The organism is Streptococcus oralis, assembly GCF_026782285.1.
GTDB lineage: Bacteria > Bacillota > Bacilli > Lactobacillales > Streptococcaceae > Streptococcus > Streptococcus oralis_CG.
Window position 1 is genome coordinate 254,323 of sequence record NZ_JAKUWG010000003.1, and the last position, 20,378, is coordinate 274,700.

Here is a 20,378-nt window from a genome sequence, read left to right on the forward strand (position 1 = left end):
CTTACTGTCCTCTCTTCAATACTTTTAGCTGTACGCCTGCTTGACGAATAGCTTCTTGAGCACCTGCTAGCGCTGCTTTTTCACCTGACAAGACCACAACCAATTCTCCAACAGGAGTGCCATCGAGAATTTCGATATTTCCATAAAGGATATTAGCCGTTACTTGGTAACGCTTGTACAATTCATTCAAAAGTGGCTCGTCTGTCGAAGCACCTGCATACTTGAGCTGCACTAAGATACTGTTCTCAGATAAATGCTCTACGATTTCTTGCTTCTCAATCTTGACCATGGCTTCGTCAATGCCTGTCGCAGTTGAGATAAAGTCTTGAGTCAAAGGTTGTTTAGGGTCTGAGAAGATTTCAAGAACACTGCCCTCTTCAATCAAACGGCCATCCTGCATAACTGCCACACGGTTGGCAATATCTTTGACAATCTGCATTTCATGCGTAATCAAGACAACAGTCAAACCTAATTTTTGGTTCAAATCTTGCAACAAGGCCAAAATCTGCTTGGTTGTCTTAGGGTCAAGGGCAGACGTTGACTCATCTGAAATCAAGATCTTTGGATCATTGGCCAAGGCACGCGCAATGGCCACACGCTGTTTTTGCCCTCCAGATAGTTGTGAAGGGTAGTTTTCAGCACGATCCGCCAAGCCAACCAAGTCCAACAGCTTAGCTACTTTTTCTTTCTTTTCTTCCTTGCTGAGTCCAGAGTGTTTGAGGGCAAAAGCTACATTTTCCTCTGCTGTCTTTTGACTCATCAGGTTGAAATGCTGGAAAATCATTCCAATATCCTGACGTTTGCGACGCAACTGCTCTGCAGTCAAGGTCACCTTGCCGTCAAAAATCACATCGTTATCAATGGTAATTTTCCCTGCAGATGGTTTTTGCAGGAGGTTAATCACCCGAACTAAAGTGGATTTTCCTGCTCCAGAATATCCAACGATACCGTAGATATCCCCTTCTTGAATGTGAATGGTCACATCCTTGACCGCTGTGATGGTTCTCTTCTTCTGGTGAAAAGTCACATCGATCTGATCTAACTTGATAATATCTCTACTCATAGCTTCTAATCAGCTCCTCTACTAATTCAATATGGGTGTAGTAATCGGCGATCCGCACGTTTTCGTCTCCACCGTGGTCTCGGCTATTGGCATTCCCTAGACCGAAGGCCACCATGGGCACCTCTAGGGCATCAAAGACCGTATGCATAGGTCCTGTCCCCGCTGTTGTCGGCAAGACTGATACGCCCTGTGGATAGAATTTCTTGGCCAACTCGATTACGTTGAGAATGGCTGGCGCGCTCATATCGCTTCGATAGCTCATCTCTCCCAAGGTATAGTATAATTCTACCTTATCAAAGCCATTTTTGTCTAGCTGTTTCCGAATTTTTTCCAGAACATCATGCGGTTCTAAGCCAGGAACCAAACGAACCTCTAGCTTGGCACTAGCTTCTGCTGGCAAAATCGTTTTAACCCCTTGCCCTTGATACCCTGACTGAATCCCTTCGATATTGAGGGCTGGCTCGAAAAAGAACCGTTTTAGAAAGGCTGCACGATCCTCTTGTAAGAGAGGCAATTCCAAGCCATAAATGCGACTGATTTCCTCAGGATTACGTTGAGCGTAGGTATCTACCAAGGCTATCTCCCGTTCATTTGGCTCTTGAACATCCTCGTACAAGCCTTCTACCAAGATACGGCCATCTGCAGATCGCAGGCTACTTAAGGCCTGGATGAGATACCACGGTGCTGACTCCACGACACCACCATAACTCGAGTGGATATCCACATCAGCACTTTTCACATTAGCATCAAAGGTTACAATTCCCTTATTACCACCCGAAATTTCTAGCTGTTCCAAGGCGTTCTTGGTACCTTGTTCCCAGACTAGCAAGTCCGCCCCACGAAGTTTGTCTGCGTGTTTCTCTAAATACTTATCTAGATCCATGGAAGCAGACTCCTCCGCTCCCTCCATGATAAAACTGATATTGACAGGCAGGTCATCATGGTGTTGCATATACTTTCTCAGAGCACTCAACCGAGCTGTGATATGACCCTTGTCGTCGTCAACTCCACGCCCATACATGAAGCCATTTCGCACCGAAAGAGTAAAAGGATCCTCTGTCCACACCTGATCCCCATCCGCTGGCACAGTGTCATAGTGATTATAGAAGATCAAAGTCTTAGCATCTGGACGCGAACTCTTGAAATGCGCCATGACAAAAGGCGCCGTGTGGCTCTCATCAATCTCCACTTCAGCTCCTACACGCTTGAAAATCTCACCCAGATAGTTTGCGACTTCTTTGAGTCCAACCTGCTGGGCAAAGACTGATTTCTTGGAAATCAAGGTGCGCAAGACTTCAAAATAATGTTGGGCCACATGATCCTTCTCAAATTTTTCAATCTGTTCTTGTTCGCTAGGAAAAACCATTTTCTCTCTCTTTCTACTATGTACTTGTGTCCTTGGAACGACTGCAAGTGCTCCTTTAAATTCAACTCTCTATACAAAAGCAAGAGGTGGAAACTCTCTCCCACCTCCCTGTGTCTTATTACCAAACTGGTTGGTCCAAACCGTCTGATGTTTCTTCGATAACTTTTTTCACTTCATCAGTGTGGTAAGCTGCGATAATTTTCTTGATGGCATCAGCTTTAGGTGATGATTCCCAATCTTTTTTCGCAACGATGATGTTGTACCATTGTTTTGAGTTTTCATCAGCTTGTTCTTTGAAGAGTGCTTTCTTGTAGTCCAATTTTGCTTCTGTAACGAAGGTATTGTTTACAACGGCAGCATCAACTGATGACAATGAACGAGCTGTTTGGCTAGCGTCCAATTCAGTAATCTTCAAGTTCTTTGGATTTTCTTTGATGTTTGCGATAGTAGCAAGTTCAGTTCCTGAAACATCCAATTTGATCAAACCAGCTGATTGAAGCAAGTAAAGTGCGCGACTTTCGTTTGTTGCATCGTTTGGTACGGCGATTTCACCCTTATCTGGGATTTCTTCTACTTTAGTGTACTTGTTTTCTTCCCCATTTTTACCTGAGTAAAGGCGGATTGGTGAGATGTACGTATCTGCAATCGCTACAAGGTCTTTCCCATTTTCCTTGTTCCAGTTGTTCAAGAAGTTGTAATGTTGGAAGGCGTTCAAGTCTACTTCGCCATCAGCAGTTGCCTTGTTTGGTTGAGAGTAGTCAGTGAACTCTGTGAATGCCAATTTAATACCATCTTTTTTAACCAATTCTTGGATTTTATCCCAACGTTTTTCTTCAGAACCACTGCGGTTAACTGTTGCAATTTTAACAACTGTTTCGTTATCTGCTTTCTTTTCTGAATTTCCGCAAGCTGCAAGAGCCAAACCTGCGACTGTAGCAAGAGCTGCTACACTGAGCCATTTTTTGATTTTCATGATTCTATCTCCTTTAAAAATAATACCGTAATAGTATCTCATACTTTATTTGATTTCGCAAATTGTTATTAGATAGGCAGACATATAGTTTAAAACTATATGTCTGAAAATTGAGAAATCATCCGCCTTTCTCAGACTGGATGATTTCATAAGACTATTTAATGTCAGCTTCTGCTGGAAGGTAAGTATCTCCGAAGAATTGTTTAGACAACTTTTCAAGAGTTCCGTCTTTATAGAGTTCTTGGATACGTTTGTCTACAAATGATTTCAACTCATCTTGACCTTTAGCAAGAAGTGGGTAAACATAAGGTTGTTGGTCGCTTGGAAGTTCAATCACTTTCAAGTTGTCCAAACCTTGGTTCTTGATAACTGTTTCAACACCGATTTTATCAAAAATCTTATAGTCAAACTGACCATCGCTCAAACGAGTCAGGATTTGTTGAAAGTCAGCTTTTGTATAGTTAAGAACAGTCGGGTTATCTGTGTGTTGTTTGTTGTATTCTTCCAACTGTTTAGCTGTTGTTGTTCCTTGCACGATTTCAGTAGATTTTCCACCGATATCATCAAGCGATTTGATGCTGTTGTCATCTTTCTTAACTACGAGAACGTTAGGATTTTGGGCAATTGGTGCTGCATAGAGGTATTTATCCGCACGTTCCTTAGTATAGCTAAGATTGTTAACAGCCATATTGTAGCGTTCAGCATCAAGTCCCGCAAAAACACCTGACCACTCTGTCTTTTCAAACTTGACATCGTATTTGTCAGAGTCTTTAAAGATAGCACGGACTACTTCAATCTCGTAACCAGTCAATTCACCATTTTCTTCATAGATAAATGGTTTTGGTGATCCGTTAGTTGCAACGATAATTTCTTTTTTACCAGATGTTGCTTCACCAGATGCAGCATCTTTCTTCTCACCACCTGAGCAAGCTGCTAGTACACCTGCGGCAACAAGTCCTAGAGCAGCAAGAGATGAATATTTGACGATTTTTTTCATGTCATTTCCTCCAAAATAGAATACTGTACTATCTTAACAGAAAATATTTTTTTTCGCCATTATATGATATCTATCTCGGTGATAGGTTTTTTTTATGGCTGACTAAAAGACTAGACGCAAGACTGCAATCAAGACCACTCCAAAAAGAACCGTACCCACTAGATTGCGGTAGCGAAAGGCTATCCAAGCCGTTGGAAAGACTGCTAAAAAGTCCAGCCATTTGATCTGGGGAAGGCTGCCAACCTTTCCAGTCACTACGCTTGAAAGGATCAAGGCAAATATAATGGAAACAGGCAAAAACTTCAAAAACCGCTCGACGATGGCTGGCAACCCCTTGTACTTAACCAAGATGAAGGGAATCATACGGGGAATCCAAGTCACTAGACCTGAAAAGATAACGGCTAACAAAAGATATTTACTGACCATCTAAGACCACCCCCATAGTACAACCTAGCAAGGTCGCAAACAGAACAGCTAGCGACTGAGTCACCACCGTCAAGAGCAAAAAGAAAGACAGCGCAACAACAGCTAGGATCAGCAGCAGATTGCGGACAGGGACCCGTCTTTGCATAATCTGGAACTGCGAAGTAAAAATCCCGATAAACATCCCAACAAGGGCAAAGTCTAATCCAAAGACCTCAGGATTTGGAAGAAGCCCACCTAAAGCTGTCCCCGCAACTGTCCCAATAAACCAGGCTACATAACTATTGAGATTGTTCCCGTGCATCCACATGGGATGGACCTTGTCTGTATGGGCTAATTCTCCCATCAAAACTCCGTAAGTCTCATCTGTCAAGAGACTGGACATGCCGATGTTTTGCCAGAGACTAGTATGACGGAAATAGGTCGACGCATGCAAGCTCAGCAAAAAGAGTCGCAAGTTGATCAAAAAGACCGTCATAGCAATAGCTGCCACAGGCGCTTGTACCGCAATCAGTGCCAACATGGCAAACTGGGCACTCCCAGCATAAACAAAGAGGCTCATCAAGCCCATCTCAACAGGTGTCACATAGGGCGCGCCGATAACCCCACAAGCCAGACCAATGCTGACATACCCAAGGGCAGTCGGCATGGCTGCCTGAACACCTTCCCAAAATCCTTTTTCTTTCATCCTTCTCCTCATATTCTCTCCAATTGAGGCTGTTCAAGGTCACAGCCACAGCAAGAAATATTATAACACATTCAAAGAAGAGAAAAAAGTTTAGAGTTTGAAACCAGTAGCTAGCAAAAAATGCTGAAATCCCATGAGTGTTATTAATGCATCCTAAACTGATCCACCCGAATAGTATACTTTTTATCTTCAATTTCTTTAGCATCTTCATCTTCTGTCGGATAAACATCGATCCAAAATTCTCTCCTTTGTCCTTTCAACTTGACTTTATAGCGATAACCGTCATCGTATAGTCCTACCGTCTCGGTAGTTACAGATTGAAAATTCGGAAGAGCTTCAATTTCTTTTTTTATAGTCTGGGATAGATTGTTGAGCACTACATATTGCTCCCCTTTTGAAGCTACAGGAATATGAACTGTCGCTTCTTCCAAGCGATGCGATTTTGAAAATGTGAATCTTGCTCGACCTGTATAACCATTCAAAGAAATATTTTCATAATCATAGAAAAGGCGTCCCGTTTTATAGAAATAAGGGTCTTCTGCACGCCAGCTATCTCGATAACCCATTTCTGTTTCTTCCACCACCTCGCTAGCCTCTTCAAACACTTCTTCAAAGGATTTAAGGGACATATTGAATGAAAGGGATTCAAACAAAACCAGTTGTGTCTTTTTAAAATTCTGGCAAGCTGATAAAAGCATAAGTAAAGCTCCAAAAGCAAGTAGACTGTTTAGTATTTTATGTCTCATATACCTACTATACAAAAAAACTCTAAGATTGACAAACTTTGATAGAGTTGGATTCCGTGATTGATTTTAAAATTACTTTTTCATTTAAGGTAACAAAGAATTGAGCAAGGACTATTATTAGATATTTTAGATAAAGAAAAAGACTGGGAAGCCAGCCTTATCGTATGAACAAAAGTTAAATCAGAAATCCCTACTAAATGCTCTCACGAATATTCAAAAGCATGACAAATGCGGTTAGGAGTAATAGCAATAGAATAAAGCTGACCGCTAGGGTCCCAAAACTTGTAGCAATCGTTACGAAAACGATTGTGAATAGACTTGGTAAAACAACCGTAATAGCACCAATAGAGGATTGAACCGCTCCCATTGACTCCTCAGGTATTTGTTTAAAGACGAGTTCTTGCAATCTAGGAGAGAGTAACCCTGCAATGAAGGCATCCAAGGAGCTGAAAAGCAGAATCAAGCCAAAATGAACTGTGGCAAATCCTACTAGGAGGAGTAACTGGATGATGACCGAAGCGTATAGAGCTGTTTTTATAGAAATCGTATTTTTCAGATAGCCACTTACAAGGCTTCCGACAATAAGTGCTGACAATTCTAGTGTTGATAACAAAGCGAGCGATTGACCCGTTTGTAAATTCAAAAACGGTTGGTTTCTTAAAAAAAGAGTCGAAATAGGAACAGTGACATTGATCACAGCTTGGCTGATAGAGACGATAAATAAAATGAAGATTACTCTATCCATATTCCAGATCAATTTCGATGATTGGAACAAATGCTGGCAAAACGATTTTATAGAAAGACCTTCTTGATAGCTAATTGTTTTTTCAACATTCAAAAGATCATTTTTTATGAAGAGAACACCTACAAATGCTATCAGAAACGTCAGAGCGTTTAGCAAGGAAATGAACTGAATGGAAAGAATTCCTAGTAAAACCCCTCCTAGAATATTACTGATTGTCCGAACTAAACTAACTGTTGATTGTTTAAAGCCAATGGCTTCTGTCAGATGTTCTTTCCCGATGATTCTTATAAAAATAGGAGTTAGCATGGCTCCTGAAAAGTAACTCAATGTATCCGACAAGAGGTTCATCAAACAAATAAAGGATACGAGCCATAAGGAAAAGGACTGCCCTGAAAGCGAAAGTGCCACTATAGAATAAAGTACAAATTTAACAAAACTAATAACCGTATACTTTAGAACACGATGATGTTGAAAGTCAGCCAAAACTCCCATAAAGATTTGCAGAACTTGAGGAACAGTCTCTGAAATCGTGATGAGTAAAATCGCCAAGGGGGCAAACGAAGCATCTGCCACATAATTCAAAAAAGCAAGATAAAAAATCGTATCCCCCACCGTTGAAATCCACTGGTTGATGGTTAATTGCCTAAAATCTCTATTTTGAATAAATACTTTCATACTAATTCACCATCCCCCAGTTCCATGTACTTAGATAACACATAAAGGTACTCCTGTTTATCTACTTTAGAATGCTTCACATAACATTTTACTGTATTTAACAACTCCCCTGCAGCGTCTTTATATTTTCTTACTCTAAAATAAGAATACAATTCCAACAATGTATCAACTATCCCTAGCATACCATTCCATAGATCTGCATATTGAGCAAATTCTGTAATTAATCCTTCAGACAGTTCTTTGATTAGGTCTATATACTTTTTAAAATCTATAAAAATCAAGGCACGAATAAATCCTGCTGTCCCATTATTTAGATAAGGTGAAGCTAAATTTGATTCTATCGGGACCATCCTACCATTATCTGTCATAATTAATTTTTCAATGATGATATTAATTCCATAGTCAATAACATCGCAATCAAAATTATATTTTTTCATCAAAATAAGCAAGCCAGATAATCCATCTAATCCTAAATTTTTCTCTCTATGCATCAGATGCTGTAGTAATCGATGATTATTTTTAGCATTCTCATATCGTTGAAAATTAACTAGTTTCTTATTAATAATCTCAGTAATACTAAAAGACCTTTCTGGTGAATCAGTTAGAAACTCATCTAAACTATGCTGGGATTCAATTTGATAAACATAAATTTCATTTAAATCTTTAAGAATATTAGATGCAGTTGCATCCTTAGAAAATAGTTTTTCTATAATACTTATAAAATTTGTTTTTAAACCAAATTCTTCCAATAAAGAATTTAAAATTTGAGATGATTGTGATAAATCGTTCATTGATTTTACATGCAATCTAGCCAGTAAAAATAGTAGTAAATTCCCAACTTTATGGCAATCAGATACTTTGCCATCTATAGAGTTCCACTCTTTTAGGCTAATTACACTATACAAGCCAATAGCTGGTTTATTACCATACTCATAACTATTTTCTAAATCTACAAAGTAAAGTTTATCTTCTGATTTTATAAAATTTCCAGGATGTATATCATTTAAAATAATATTCCTACTATGAAGATATTCAACCAATTTTAACAATTCCTTGGTAATTAATACAAAACTTTTAAATTTCCTAGCGTTTAACTCCTTATTAGACCTATGATAACTAACAATAGAATATGGTTTTGTAGATTTTAATAAATCACTACCATCTATAAACTCATAAATATAATATTGGTTAATCCACTCTGTGACGGTTTCGTGCACAGCTGGAACGCAGTCTAGTAATTTTCTTGAAATTTCATATTCATTTTTTCTAAGAGTTTGATTCTCTACCCGTCCAAAAGAAATAATATGAGGTCGACACTCCTTTAAAATATATTTTTTCCCTCCTGTCACTGAGTCTACTTGATAGACATTTCCTCCATTTGACTGTGATAGTACGGTTTTTAATCTATAATTTCTTGCTAAATATGAATCCTTTATAAACGTATTCTCTTGAATATCTTGAATCCACTCTGGTAAGTTAAAATATGGTTTTTGGTAGTCGTGCCACTTTTCTCCATTTGGCCCTAGTAAAGTCGGAATACCTTTTTCTAAATACTCCAAATCTTCTCTAAAGAAGCCATATCTGTAAAAAATTGTATTGGAATCTTTATAAGCACGATCGCTTAGAATATAAATTCCCTCCGTATTTTTAGGAATAGTTTGGTAAAGAAGCTCTAATATATTACGAAAAGCATGATCATTTTCAGGATAAATCGTAAAGTATTTCCCCGAATTAGCAGGAGATTCTCTAACAGAGAAATTATAGGCCACATCTTCTTCCCGATATATATACTTATAAGATATCTTTCTATCATCTAACAACGGAGAAAGAAGATTATAGATATCCTTGTAATTATTAAGAGTTGCTGATATGTGAATTTTATAACCATAAATAGGCAGACTTTCTTCATCTACAATTTTATATTTATACATCTTTCTCTCCTGTTGTTATAATGACTTTTTCTTTAACAATTACCTGAATTGGTATCTCCTATATTGAAATTCAAAAAACATTATAAGTCTAAAAATAAACTTATTAATTGAGGATCTTTTACAATACTGTACAAAAGAAAGTAATTGTTACGTCTTCAGACTGGTTGAATCTTTCTGATTCACATGATAATTCATGTACAAACGCTGTCATATTCTTCTCCTTTTCTATTTCATATTTCAATCCTGTATGTAATTAAGTCACTCTATTTTTTTGTATAAAAATATATGTACCAAGTGGTATGGTATCAATTGAATTTTCAATTACAACACTACGCACTTGAAATTTTTGTTCTGCGAACTAAGTTCAAGGTAGAACTGTAAATTCCATAGAATGACAACCTAACAAGATCAAAATTCTATTTGTAAACCACTTCTGCGACCTAGGATTTGCTTCAAATGATTTACAAGGATAGTATAACACGGAAATTGGCTTGTTTTAAAAAATCGCATATTTGATATTTTTTCTCATGGAAATTTCACATTTGCGATTTTTATAGATTTGATTGTTTTACTGCTATAATAAAGTTACTACTAATGAGGAGAGAAGTAATATGAAGAAACAAGTTTTAACATTATTGACAATCGTTGCTGATATTATTATCATTTTCCCGTTTCTAACTAATCGATAAGTTCTTTGTATTGCTGTAAACGTAGTTCAAAAAGGGCTGTTAATTGGGGATTCTCTAATACTTGCAGAGATTGGATAAAGTGTTCAATCTCTTTTTGATTGCTTCCTTTGGTTTGAAGGAAAATGCTCATCTTCTTTAAAAACTGCCACAATAATTTCTCAAAAACATCGTATGGTCGGAGCATGCTCCCCAACTCGACTTCAAAGATTGGGATATAGGAAAAAAGTTTGCGCTCCATGAGCTCTGAGATGATATTTAACAGCCCTTGTTTCATATACAATCGATTGTGCACTAACTCTTTAAATTCCTTGGATTTTTCAAGTAAAGAGGTAGATAAAAAGATCAGATCTTGATTGCTCAAAAAAGGCATGGTATTACAAAAAATATAGAGTTCAAACCAGGTCCAAGATTCAATAGCATAGAGGTAAGTAGTCAAAAACTCGCTATCCTCCTCTTCTAGCAGATAGTTTTTATCCAAGGAATGAATGGCATCTTTGATCACAATAGCGTTCAAACGACGATAGGTCTGTGCCATCTGTTCTTGCTCGACCTCCTCTAATAGTTGCTCTAAACCTGCTATATCCTGATGCGCAAAGCGATCGACAACCATTCTACCAAATTTCATATGCGGAGATTCTTGATAGTTGTTGAGCTTGTGCCCAAACTCATCAAAGGTCACATTTATCCCTTGGATAGCTAGTATCAGTTTATCCGCAGACAGCATAGACTGTCCTAGTTCAAACTTGGATAGCTGGGATGCTGTCAGTCCATCACAAGCTACATCTGACTGCTTGAGTTTTCTCGCCAGCCGCAATTCCTTGTAAAATTCTCCCAATTCCATTCTCTCAATCATCTGGCCACCTCCTAATTTTTACATATTATATCATCATCTTTACAGTTTTGTCAAAATATTCTGACATTTTACGAAGTTAAAAAGCCAGCCTCAAGCTGACTTCTATTCCAAGGTATCAAAGGCGAGACTCGGTTTGGCATTGAGGTCCAAGCCTGCGAAGTTTTCTTTATTCCACTCGCTGACGCTGGCATAGGCAATCATACCTGCATTGTCTCCGCAAAGACGCAGAGGTGGAATGATAACCTTGACATCTGTGATTTCCGCTGCTAGACGTTCTCTGAGACCTTTATTAGCTGCTACACCACCTGCCACGACCAGAGTTTTAACAGGGTATTTTTCCAAGGCCTTCTTGGTTTTTGCCATGAGAATATCCATGACTGCAGCTTGGAAGGATGCTGACAGGTCTTCCTTGGACAAGTTCTCTCCCTTTTGCTCGGCATTGTGGTGAAGATTGATAAAGGCAGACTTCAAACCTGAGAATGAAAACTCTAGATTGTCCTCCTTAATCATGGCACGAGGGAAATCATAAATATCCTGCCCCTGATGAGCTAGCTCATCAATCTCGCGACCTGCTGGATAGGTCAAGTCCATGACACGGCCGACCTTATCATAGGCCTCACCAACTGCATCATCCCGCGTTTCCCCAACAATCTTATAATCCCCAGCCTCAGAAACATAGACCAACTCCGTGTGCCCACCGCTAACCAAGAGAGCTAGCAAGGGAAACTCCAAAGGCTCAACGCTCTGAGCCGCCATGAGGTGACCAGCCATGTGATTCACGGGGATCAGCGGAAGTCCATGAGCCCAAGCAAAGGCCTTGGCAGCTGACAAACCAACTAGCAGTGCTCCGACCAAGCCTGGTCCGTAGGTAACCGCCACAGCTGTTACATCCTCTTCGGTAATCCCTGCTTCTGCTAGCGCCTCCTCAATACAGGCTGTAATGACCTCGACATGGTGACGGCTAGCCACTTCTGGCACTACGCCCCCAAAACGTTTGTGACTCTCAATTTGACTCGCAATGACATTGGACAAGAGCTCATCGTCGTTTTTCAGTACGGCGACACTGGTCTCATCACAGGATGTCTCAAATGCTAAAATATATCTATCCTTCATCTATTTCTCTCTTCATGATGATGGCGTCCTCGACTGGGTCATGATAGTAAGCCTTTCGCTCAGCGATGATCGCCATCTTTTCTTTCTTGTAAAATGCTTGCGCTCGTTGGTTTGACTTTCTGACTTCGAGGAAAATCTCCTTATCTGTCGGCAATTGAGCAAACAAGGCTGACGCAATTCCCTGACCCTGATAGGCTTCTTTGACAGCGATTTGCAGGACTTCTGCCTCAAAAAGATTCTCCTGCACGGCTAGAAAGCCAATCACTTCTGTCCCATCATAAGCCAGAGCATACCAAGTCTGGTCTTGGGACAGGTCTGCTTGGATTTGTTCCAGCGTCCAATGGCTAACTGAGTAAACATCCGCCATGACAGCGTAAATGGCTTGAGCCAGGTCAGGTTGCTGTTGAATTCGTTTGATTTCAATCATAGGCGTTTGATGTAAGACTCGCCAGACTCGGTGTGGTTCTTGAGCCAGTTTTCCTCGGCTTCAACACGCTTGAGGTAATTCGGCACAAAGTCGTGTAAGGAGACTGCTTCCTTATCCCAGGCCAAAAGAGCAAGATTAGCTGCATTTGGCAGGGTTTCTTGGTAGCTAGCCTGTGGTAGCTGTTCTTGGATTTGTTCCACAAAGGGGCCAACTTCTCCGACAAAGGTTACCTGTTCAGCATCCTTGACCTGCTCTAGCACTTCCGCAAAAGACAAGTGCGCTTCTGGCAAGACAGGCTTGGCGTTTTCATAAAATCCTGCATACACATTGTTGCGACGTGCATCCATCAAGGGTACAAGCAAGCCTTCCTGTTGGCGCGGCACCAGAGCTAAAAGGCTAGACATCCCAACCAACTCAATGTTTAGAGTATGGACCAAGGTCTTGGCAGTCGCTACCGCAATTCGCAAGCCTGTGTAGCTACCTGGCCCTTCCGCCACCACGATTCGATCCAAGTCCTTGGGGGTCCAATCCAAACTTGCCATCAAAAAATCAATGGCAGGCATGAGGGTAATACTGTGATTTTTCTTGATATTAATCGTCGTCTCGGCAAGAACCTGCTTGTCCTCTAAAATAGCGAGAGATAGAGCCTTGCTGGACGTATCAAAAGCTAATACTTTCATAACACATTCCTATCTTTTTGTCTGTTTACTATTATACTACAAAAGCCAGCGCATTGGAATTTTCTTTGCCTTGAAACAAAAGAGCCTACCACTTAGACAAGCAATTCTGCACAAAAAATTCAAAAAAGTTGTAGCTTTTTTGAATAGAAAAGTGAACAAGGAAATTGAAAGGTTCTTCGTAAGAAGTTTGGATAAGTCATGCTAGATAAAAATTACATTTTTAGAAGGGTAAACTTTTTTCTCTTCTTCGGCTATAGCCTGCTCTATCTTCTAAATGATTTAAACATAACTAGGGTCTCCTTACCAGTTGATTTATCGGTTTGTATTGTTTTCTTTTTATGTTTCAACTCGATTTTCGATGCGAGAAATCATCATCGAAAATATAAGGATATCACCTGAAAACAGAAAAATCCGCCCCATCTATCAAGACGAGGTAGATTTTCTGTATATTTAGATGAATAATTGAGCTCAAACATTTAAACCAAAATGAAAAACGAGCCAGACAACATAGGTGACAAGGAGCAGAAATATAGAGTAGAGTGTTACAAAAGTCAGCTTCCAAAGGAATTTTGTTTTTCGGTGCTCTAGATATGTAAAAATAAGATTTCCACCGTATACACAGGCTACAAAAACTATAAACATCAAGAGGCGAACCCCAATCGCAAATTCAAACAAACTAAACATTCTTAATCCTCCTTATTTTAAAAACTATAGGAAATATTCCCATCCATAAACTTCTCTTTCCATTATAACACCTAAGCGCTCTCCAACAAAATTCTATCTGTCTTTTTGCTCCTTCTTCCCCTCCCGACTTTCTCTATTTCCGTCTTTTACTAATTTTTCATTTTGTGGTATAATTGAAATAATTGTAACGAATCAAGGTCAATCTAGACACAAAATGGAATGAAATCAAGCAAATATCTGCTAAAAGTTTGGAATAAGCTGACCTGTAAATAGAAAGGAACTATATGATTTACAAAGTTTTTTATCAAGAAACAAAAGAACGTAGCCCACGTCGTGAAACAACACGCTCACTTTACCTAGACATCGATGCCAGCTCAGAACTTGAGGGCCGTATCGCTGCTCGCCAACTTGTCGAAGAAAACCGCCCAGAGTACAACATCGAATTCATCGAACTCTTGTCTGACAAATTGCTAGATTACGAAAAAGAAACTGGCGCTTTCGAGATTACGGAGTTCTAATATGGCCTACACTCTTAAACCTGAAGAAGTCGGCGTTTTTGCCATCGGTGGTCTGGGAGAAATCGGGAAAAACACTTACGGAATTGAATACCAAGACGAGATTATCATCGTCGATGCTGGGATTAAATTTCCAGAAGATGACTTGCTTGGTATCGACTATGTCATTCCTGATTACTCATACATCGTGGACAATATAGACCGCGTCAAGGCTGTCTTGATTACACACGGACACGAGGACCACATCGGTGGGATTCCCTTCCTGCTCAAGCAAGCAAATGTCCCTATCTACGCTGGACCACTTGCCTTGGCTTTGATCCGTGGAAAACTCGAAGAACACGGTCTCTTGCGCAACGCCAAACTTTACGAAATCAACCACAATACTGAGTTGACCTTTAAAAATCTCAAGGCAACTTTCTTTAGAACAACCCACTCTATTCCAGAGCCTTTGGGGATTGTTATTCATACTCCTCAAGGAAAAATCGTCTGTACGGGTGACTTCAAGTTCGACTTTACTCCAGTTGGGGAACCTGCGGACTTGCACCGGATGGCAGCCCTTGGTGAAGAAGGCGTACTCTGCCTCCTCTCTGACTCGACAAATGCAGAAGTGCCAACCTTTACCAACTCTGAAAAAGTCGTTGGTCAGTCCATCATGAAGATTATCCAAAGCATCGAAGGACGTATCATCTTTGCATCCTTTGCCTCAAATATCTTCCGTCTCCAGCAAGCAACGGATGCTGCTGTTAAAACTGGACGCAAGATTGCGGTCTTTGGTCGTTCTATGGAAAAGGCCATTGTCAACGGAATCGAGCTTGGCTACATCAAAGCTCCTAAGGGAACCTTTATCGAGCCAAATGAAATAAAAGACTACCCTGCAGGCGAGGTTCTTATCCTCTGTACAGGTAGTCAGGGGGAGCCTATGGCGGCCCTCTCTCGTATCGCTAACGGAACCCACCGTCAGGTGCAACTTCAACCCGGTGATACCGTTATCTTCTCTTCAAGTCCAATCCCTGGAAATACCACTAGCGTCAACAAGTTGATCAACATCATTTCTGAAGCTGGTGTCGAAGTTATCCACGGTAAGATTAACAATATCCACACCTCTGGACACGGTGGTCAGCAAGAGCAAAAACTCATGCTCCGCTTGATCAAGCCCAAATACTTCATGCCTGTTCACGGTGAATATCGTATGCAGAAAGTCCACGCTGGACTAGCGGTGGATACGGGTGTCGAGAAGGACAATATCTTTATCATGAGCAATGGTGATGTGCTTGCCCTTACTGCTAATTCTGCTCGTATCGCAGGTCACTTCAATGCCCAAGATATCTATGTCGATGGAAATCGTATCGGTGAAATCGGCGCTGCTGTCCTCAAAGACCGTCGTGATTTATCTGAAGATGGTGTCGTTCTAGCAGTCGCAACTGTTGACTTCAAGTCTAAAATGATCTTGTCTGGTCCAGATATCCTCAGCCGAGGCTTTGTCTACATGAGAGAATCTGGAGACTTGATTCGCCAAAGCCAGCGCATCCTCTTCAATGCTATTCGTATCGCACTGAAGAACAAAGATGCTAGCGTGCAATCTGTCAATGGTGCCATTGTCAACGCCATTCGTCCTTTCCTCTATGAAAATACAGAACGTGAACCGATTATCATCCCTATGATCCTCACACCAGACGAAGAAGAATAAACCATCCCTCACCCATGAAGCACACCCCAAAAAGTAAGAGCAAAATCCAACTTTTGGGGTGTGCTTCATTATTGTGTGAGCTTTATTTAAGTAAAAATTCCTGAGGACTGTCAGTTCCTCAGGAATTTGATGTGCTTATGCACCACATCTTCGTTATTCTAGTCTGTTATATTTTTTCTTTTATTTTTATAAAGTAGTTAACTGTAAGTTCTCAACTCGGTCCAAACATTTGTGTTACTAAATGTCTTAATCCGTCCAGCTGGACGCCATTCATTAGTTCCTTGATATTTAACCTCCAATTTATAAATATTAACTGTAAAAGAAGCTTTCAAAACTATATAACCATATTTATAAGGCGGAACAAAATGAGTAGCCGCGCTTCCATAAGTAAAACCTATTCCATACTCAGAAGAAGAAAAACTTTGTCCTGATGATATTGACACACTAGCTCCTGAGCTCCCCCATAAACAGTATAAGAAACTCTTCCAGAAACCGCTGTATCACGGTAAGAGCTGAGGTATGTTCTACGAACACTACTTACTCCATAAGAACGGAATGAGCTTGCATTAGAAGGCGTTATATTTCTAGATTTTAAAAATTGTTCTCTAGTTTCTAAATTTTCAAACTCATAAATTACTCCAGTTTTATTTTCTTTTAATACCAACTCTGATATCACTTCAAAATCAGAACTTGGGATAGTATCTGCTTTGACGTCTAAAAATATTCCAAAAGTGAGCAAGCTAAACAACAATAAGAATATCGACTTAAGTCTGTTCATATCCAATCTCCATTCTAACTAGAAAATTGAAGACTAAAAATAAAATGATATTATTTTTTCAAACTCTTAAAAATCATGATTACCCCTACCACCATTCCTAAAGACGGAACTGGACGCCACAACAAACTCCAAAATATAGATTGTATTTTTAACATTAGCTCGTCATCAACTGCATGGTAAGGATTTATATGGAAAAGCAAAAAAGAGCAACATATGACCAAAACACCACATAGAAATAAGATATCTGGATTTATTTTTCTAATTTTAATCAGCTCCTTCCACAATACTTTATTTTTTCAAAAAATGGGAACTTCTTATAGAGAGAAGTGTCTTTTTATTCGTGATAAGATGCAAGGACTAGGGTTAGTGTAACGATGTCAAAAACTAAAATCCACTCAAAGAATCTTAGGCGAGACAATCGTTTCAGCTACCGAGTAATAGGTACTAATCTCTGATCAACCTCCGCAACTACATTTGAAATTTGTATATATCTGCCAATTTTGAAAGTATAAAGTATAAACTAAAAGACGAATAGTGTATTCAGCAAAACAACTACTGACAGACCCCTCCCTTCTAGTTTAGCTAAATACTTTTGTTAACGATTTTATTTTATCATAAAATAATTTTAATATCAAATTTATTTATGAATATAATTCTATAAATAATAATAAGTAACAGATTCTCCTATAGTCAATATTCCCCATCACTATCATTACTTTTACAACTATCAATCTCAAGTCAGCATTTCTTCTATCAAAAGTATATTTACTCATCATTTTAAATGTTTTAATAATAATTTATCGGTAGCATAAAAGATTTCTTTTAATTAAATATTTAAATCCTAAATACGCAATAAAAAACTAGAGTTAGTAAACAAAACAGCCCCGTCTTCGGGGCTGTTTTTCTCTATGCTTTCTTTTCTTGATTTTTAGAAATACTACGATTTTTACCTTCCAAATACACCATCAAAATAGAAATATCTGCTGGGTTTACTCCCGAAATACGGCTGGCCTGGCCGATGGTTTCTGGATTGATGAGTTTGAACTTCTGGCGAGCTTCTGTCGCGATAGAATCAATATCATCCCAGTCGATATTGGCTGGAATGCGTTTTTCTTCCATGCGTTTCATCTTGGCAACCTGATCCATGGCTTTTGAGATGTAACCTTCGTACTTGATCTCTGTTTCAATCAATTCAATGACCTTGTCATCCAAGTCCTCTGCTGCAGGCCCGATGAAGGTCACTACATCTTGGTAAGAAACTTCTGGACGACGAAGGAATTCCTTGGCTGTCACCGCATCTGTCAACGGCTTGAAGCCCATCTCCTCAACCTTGGCATTGGTTTCCTTGACTGGCTTGAGTTTGATACTGTCTAGACGCTTCATCTCATTGTCAAATTGATTTTTCTTGATTTCAAAACGAGCCCAGCGTTCATCATCCACAAGACCAATCTCACGACCCATCTCGGTCAAACGCATATCGGCATTGTCATGACGGAGGATGAGACGGTATTCAGCACGACTGGTCAAGAGACGGTAAGGTTCAATAGTTCCCTTGGTCACCAAGTCATCAATCATCACTCCGATATAACCATCACTGCGTTTCAAAATCAACTCAGGCTTACCTTGGATTTTCAGAGCCGCATTGATACCTGCGATAATACCTTGACCAGCAGCTTCTTCGTAACCTGACGTTCCATTTGTCTGACCAGCAGTGAAAAGACCTGAGATTTTCTTGGTTTCAAGTGTTGCACGCAACTGGTGTGGCAAGACCATGTCATACTCAATGGCATAACCTGTTCGCATCATCTCTGCATTTTCCAACCCTTTGATAGAATGAACCAAGTCACGTTGGACATCCTCAGGCAGACTGGTTGAAAGACCTTGGACATAGACTTCCTCTGTATTGCGTCCTTCCGGCTCAAGGAAGAGTTGGTGACGTTCCTTATCCGCAAAGCGCACAATCTTGTCCTCAATCGACGGACAGTAACGAGGCCCCACTCCCTTGACCACACCTGTAAACATAGGCGCACGGTGGAGGTTGTTTTGGATAATCTCATGACTGGTACCATTGGTATAGGTCAACCAACATGGAACTTGGTCTTTGACATAATCCTCATCACGTGAAGTGTATGAGAAGTGGTTTGGCGCTTCGTCCCCTGGCTGAATCTCTGTCACGTCATAGTTGATAGAAGAAGCCTTGACACGTGGAGGTGTTCCTGTCTTGAAACGACCGATTTCGAGGCCCAATTCCTTGAGATTATCAGCTAAGTTAATCGAAGCTAGGCTGTGGTTAGGGCCAGACGAGTACTTGAGGTCTCCGATGATAATTTCCCCACGGAGGGCAGTCCCTGTAGTCACGATAACAGCCTTGGCAGCATACTCTTGATGGGTGGCTGTACGAACACCGACAACCTTGCCATCTTCCACCAAGATCTCATCAATCATGGTTTGACGAAGGGTCAGATTCTCTTGATTTTCAACTGTTTTGCGCATTTCCTTAGAATAAAGCTCCTTATCAGCTTGCGCACGAAGGGCACGAACGGCTGGCCCCTTCCCTGTGTTGAGCATCTTCATCTGGATGTAAGTCTTGTCAATGGTTTTGGCCATCTCGCCACCAAGAGCATCGACTTCACGCACGACAATCCCCTTGGCAGAACCTCCGATAGAAGGGTTACATGGCATGAATGCCAACATTTCAATGTTGATGGTCGCAAGCAAGACCTTACAGCCCATACGGCTGGCAGCCAAGGAAGCCTCGACTCCAGCATGTCCCGCACCGATTACAATAATATCGTATTCTTCAGTAAAATTATAAGTCATTTTCTCTCCTATTCCTCAAGATGAATGTGTCGTAGTTGGCCGTCCCAATCTGGTAGGGCTGTTTTTAAAAAAGCTGGGACTAGCTGGATATCCTCAAGCTTATCCAAGTCAATCCACTCACAAGGTTGCGTTTTTTCGTCTTCCTGCATGGTCAATGGAGCATCTTCAAGCAAGTTCACCAGATAATGAAATTCGATGTTGTGATAGGAAACACCGTCTTGTTCAAAACGATTTTCAACCACGAAAGCTAGCTGCCCAGCTTGAGCTTTGACACCCAGTTCTTCCTTCACTTCACGGACTACCGCTTCTTCCGTGCTTTCATTGACTTGAATCGCACCGCCGATGGTGTAATACTTACCCTTATCTTTGGTGACTAGGAGCTTGCCATTTTGGAGAATCAAGGCTGTCGCCCGAACGCCAAAGACCGTATTTCCTGCTTTTGTCCGAAAGTCTTGTTGAGTCATTTTTATCCTTTCCCTTAAACGACACAAAAACAGTCAAAACTCCAAAGAAGTGCAGGACAAA

Annotated in this window: 19 protein-coding genes; 2 read left to right on the forward strand and 17 right to left on the reverse strand. The window is 40.3% G+C overall.

From position 1 onward, the window contains the following. Position 1: 1 nt before the first annotated feature. From MK403_RS03595 to MK403_RS03660, 14 genes are all read right to left on the reverse strand, one after another. Positions 2–1,063, reverse strand: coding sequence for a methionine ABC transporter ATP-binding protein (locus MK403_RS03595; RefSeq protein ID WP_268708967.1), 1,062 nt, complete (start codon positions 1,061–1,063; stop codon positions 2–4). Beyond that, positions 1,056–2,429, reverse strand: coding sequence for a M20 family metallopeptidase (locus MK403_RS03600; RefSeq protein WP_084975958.1), 1,374 nt, complete (start codon positions 2,427–2,429; stop codon positions 1,056–1,058). The genes MK403_RS03595 and MK403_RS03600 overlap by 8 nt, the downstream gene beginning before the upstream one ends. Before the next feature lie 118 nt (positions 2,430–2,547). Beyond that, positions 2,548–3,402: a MetQ/NlpA family ABC transporter substrate-binding protein gene (locus MK403_RS03605; protein WP_000694540.1), complete on the reverse strand. Its 855-nt coding sequence runs from the start codon at positions 3,400–3,402 to the stop codon at positions 2,548–2,550. Positions 3,403–3,556: 154 nt separating this feature from the next. Next, the gene (locus MK403_RS03610) at positions 3,557–4,399 is read right to left on the reverse strand and encodes an amino acid ABC transporter substrate-binding protein (protein WP_000724970.1); all 843 of its coding nucleotides are present in this window, start codon (positions 4,397–4,399) and stop codon (positions 3,557–3,559) included. A gap of 102 nt (positions 4,400–4,501) precedes the next feature. Then, positions 4,502–4,825, reverse strand: coding sequence for an AzlD domain-containing protein (locus tag MK403_RS03615; RefSeq protein ID WP_044021513.1), 324 nt, complete (start codon positions 4,823–4,825; stop codon positions 4,502–4,504). Continuing rightward, positions 4,815–5,510, reverse strand: a complete 696-nt coding sequence (locus MK403_RS03620) for an AzlC family ABC transporter permease (RefSeq protein WP_268708968.1) — start codon at positions 5,508–5,510, stop codon at positions 4,815–4,817. Before MK403_RS03620 ends, MK403_RS03615 begins: the two co-directional genes overlap by 11 nt. 143 nt (positions 5,511–5,653) lie before the next feature. Beyond that, complete coding sequence (locus MK403_RS03625; RefSeq protein ID WP_412080612.1) at positions 5,654–6,208, reverse strand: hypothetical protein; 555 nt, start codon at positions 6,206–6,208, stop codon at positions 5,654–5,656. A 241-nt stretch (positions 6,209–6,449) separates the two neighbouring features. Beyond that, on the reverse strand, positions 6,450–7,676 hold the full coding sequence (locus MK403_RS03630; RefSeq protein WP_268708970.1) for an MFS transporter: 1,227 nt from the start codon (positions 7,674–7,676) through the stop codon (positions 6,450–6,452). Beyond that, the gene (locus MK403_RS03635) at positions 7,673–9,607 is read right to left on the reverse strand and encodes a class III lanthionine synthetase LanKC N-terminal domain-containing protein (RefSeq protein ID WP_268708971.1); all 1,935 of its coding nucleotides are present in this window, start codon (positions 9,605–9,607) and stop codon (positions 7,673–7,675) included. The genes MK403_RS03630 and MK403_RS03635 overlap by 4 nt, the downstream gene beginning before the upstream one ends. A 678-nt stretch (positions 9,608–10,285) precedes the next feature. Beyond that, positions 10,286–11,149, reverse strand: a complete 864-nt coding sequence (locus MK403_RS03640; protein WP_268708972.1) for an Rgg/GadR/MutR family transcriptional regulator — start codon at positions 11,147–11,149, stop codon at positions 10,286–10,288. A gap of 102 nt (positions 11,150–11,251) precedes the next feature. Next, entirely contained in the window at positions 11,252–12,262 is a 1,011-nt protein-coding gene (gene tsaD / locus MK403_RS03645; RefSeq protein WP_268708973.1) for a tRNA (adenosine(37)-N6)-threonylcarbamoyltransferase complex transferase subunit TsaD, read from the reverse strand. Next, positions 12,252–12,689 (reverse strand): ribosomal protein S18-alanine N-acetyltransferase, encoded by a 438-nt coding sequence (gene rimI, locus MK403_RS03650; RefSeq protein WP_268708974.1) that lies wholly within the window; start codon positions 12,687–12,689, stop codon positions 12,252–12,254. The genes tsaD and rimI overlap by 11 nt, the downstream gene beginning before the upstream one ends. Further along, positions 12,686–13,369: a tRNA (adenosine(37)-N6)-threonylcarbamoyltransferase complex dimerization subunit type 1 TsaB gene (tsaB, locus tag MK403_RS03655; RefSeq protein ID WP_268708975.1), complete on the reverse strand. Its 684-nt coding sequence runs from the start codon at positions 13,367–13,369 to the stop codon at positions 12,686–12,688. The genes rimI and tsaB overlap by 4 nt, the downstream gene beginning before the upstream one ends. 468 nt (positions 13,370–13,837) lie before the next feature. Beyond that, positions 13,838–14,053 (reverse strand): hypothetical protein, encoded by a 216-nt coding sequence (locus MK403_RS03660; protein WP_131199993.1) that lies wholly within the window; start codon positions 14,051–14,053, stop codon positions 13,838–13,840. 284 nt (positions 14,054–14,337) lie between these two features. Between MK403_RS03660 and MK403_RS03665 the strand changes: the two genes are divergently transcribed. Further along, entirely contained in the window at positions 14,338–14,571 is a 234-nt protein-coding gene (locus MK403_RS03665) for a DNA-dependent RNA polymerase subunit epsilon (RefSeq protein WP_000639585.1), read from the forward strand. 1 nt (position 14,572) lies between these two features. Continuing rightward, entirely contained in the window at positions 14,573–16,255 is a 1,683-nt protein-coding gene (gene rnjA, locus MK403_RS03670; protein ID WP_268708976.1) for a ribonuclease J1, read from the forward strand. A 394-nt stretch (positions 16,256–16,649) separates the two neighbouring features. Here the strand turns inward: rnjA and MK403_RS03675 are convergent, their stop codons facing one another. From MK403_RS03675 to MK403_RS03685, 3 genes are all read right to left on the reverse strand, one after another. Beyond that, complete coding sequence (locus MK403_RS03675) at positions 16,650–17,033, reverse strand: hypothetical protein (protein ID WP_268708977.1); 384 nt, start codon at positions 17,031–17,033, stop codon at positions 16,650–16,652. A gap of 906 nt (positions 17,034–17,939) precedes the next feature. After that, on the reverse strand, positions 17,940–19,853 hold the full coding sequence (mnmG, locus tag MK403_RS03680; RefSeq protein WP_268708978.1) for a tRNA uridine-5-carboxymethylaminomethyl(34) synthesis enzyme MnmG: 1,914 nt from the start codon (positions 19,851–19,853) through the stop codon (positions 17,940–17,942). A gap of 8 nt (positions 19,854–19,861) precedes the next feature. Next, complete coding sequence (locus tag MK403_RS03685; protein ID WP_268708979.1) at positions 19,862–20,317, reverse strand: NUDIX hydrolase; 456 nt, start codon at positions 20,315–20,317, stop codon at positions 19,862–19,864. Positions 20,318–20,378 lie beyond the last annotated feature (61 nt).